Source organism: Plasticicumulans sp., assembly GCF_035331805.1.
Classification (GTDB): Bacteria; Pseudomonadota; Gammaproteobacteria; order Competibacterales; family Competibacteraceae; genus Plasticicumulans.
Window position 1 is genome coordinate 1 of the sequence record NZ_DAOLKE010000506.1, and the last position, 1,909, is coordinate 1,909.

General features: G+C 68.2%; 1 protein-coding gene. It reads left to right on the plus strand.

The genetic code is table 11. The features are described 5' to 3' along the window. Positions 1-1,816 (plus strand): catalase/peroxidase HPI (katG, locus tag PKE44_RS18880; protein ID WP_324554309.1); only part of this gene is annotated, 1,816 nt, incomplete at its 5' end. Positions 1,817-1,909 lie beyond the last annotated feature (93 nt).

The window sequence follows — 1,909 nt, forward strand, 5'->3', positions numbered from 1 at the left end:
CAACCTCGACAAGGCGCGCCGGCTGCTGTGGCCGATCAAGCAGAAGTACGGCCGCAGCCTGTCGTGGGCCGATCTCTACATCCTCGCCGGCAACGTCGCGCTGGAATCGATGGGCTGCAGGACCTTCGGCTTCGGTGGCGGACGCGAGGACATCTGGGAGCCGGAAAAGGACATCTACTGGGGCGCCGAGACGACCTGGCTCGGCGACCGGCGTTACTCCGGCGAGCACGACCAGCTCGAAAATCCGCTCGCCGCCGTGCAGATGGGCCTGATCTACGTGAATCCGGAGGGCCCGAACGGCAATCCCGATCCGGTCGCCTCCGGCCGCGACATCCGCGAAACCTTCGCGCGCATGGCGATGAACGACTACGAGACCGTCGCACTGACCGCCGGCGGTCACACCTTCGGCAAGTGCCACGGCGCCGGCGATCCGGCGCTGGTCGGGCGCGAGCCCGAGGGCGCCGGCATCGAGGAGCTCGGCCTCGGCTGGCGCAACGCCCACGGCAGCGGCAAGGGCGCCGACCAGACCGGCAGCGGCCTCGAAGGCTCGTGGACGCCGACGCCGACGCGCTTCGACATGAGCTACTTCGACATGCTGTTCGGCAACGAATGGGAACTGACGAAGAGCCCGGCCGGCGCGCAGCAGTGGCAGCCGAAGGTGACGACCGAACAGAACCAGGCGCCGGCCGCCGATGATCCGGGCAGGCGCGTGCCGATCATGATGACCACCGCCGACATGGCGATGCGCATGGACCCGGTCTACGGACCGATCGCCCGGCACTTCCACGCGCATCCCGAGGAATTCGCCGATGCCTTCGCGCGCGCGTGGTTCAAGCTCACGCACCGCGACATGGGGCCGCGCACGCGCTACCTCGGCCCGGAAGTCCCGGCCGAGGAACTGATCTGGCAGGACCCGATTCCGGCTCTCGACCACGCGCTGATCGATGCGCAGGACATCGCGACGCTGAAGCAGCGCGTGCTGGCCTCGGGCCTGTCGATCGCCGAGCTGGTGTCGACGGCCTGGGCCTCGGCCTCGACCTTCCGCGGCTCCGACCTGCGCGGCGGCGCCAACGGCGCGCGCATCCGGCTGGCGCCGCAGAAGGACTGGGCGGTCAACCAGCCGCAGCGGCTCGCGCAGGTGCTGCAGACGCTCGAAGCGATCCAGCGCGAATTCAACGATGCACAGACCGGTGGCAAACGGGTTTCGCTCGCCGACCTGATCGTGCTGGCCGGCGGCGCCGGCGTCGAGCAGGCGGCGCGCAAGGGCGGCTTCGACGTGAGCGTGCCGTTTGTGCCGGGGCGCATGGACGCGACGCAGGCGCAGACCGACATCGACAGCTTCGCGGTGCTGGAGCCGATCGCCGACGGTTTCCGCAACTACCGGAAGGCGCGCTACAGCGTTTCGGCCGAACAACTGCTGGTCGATCGGGCACAGCTGCTGACGCTGACGCCGCCGGAACTGACGGTGCTGATCGGCGGCCTGCGCGTGCTCGGCGCCAATTACCAGCAGAGCGCACACGGCGTATTCACCGACCGCCCGGAAACCCTGAGCACCGACTTCTTCGTCAACCTGCTCGACATGGGCACGGTCTGGACGGCAAGCGAGGCGGATCCGGAGCTGTTCACCGGCAGCGACCGCGGAACCGGTCAGCCGAAATGGACGGCAACGCGTGTCGACCTGATCTTCGGCTCGCATTCGGAACTGCGCGCACTCGCCGAGTATTACGCCAGTGCCGATGCGCAGCGGCAGTTCGTCGACGATTTCGTCGCGGTCTGGAACAAGGTCATGAATCTCGACCGCTTCGATCTGGCCTGATCCGCGTGGTGGCTGGCAGCGGGTGATTTTCCGGTTTCCAACCCCTTTCCCGAAAACGGAAAGGGGTTGGCCGCGCCGGGCACTTCGCGGCCG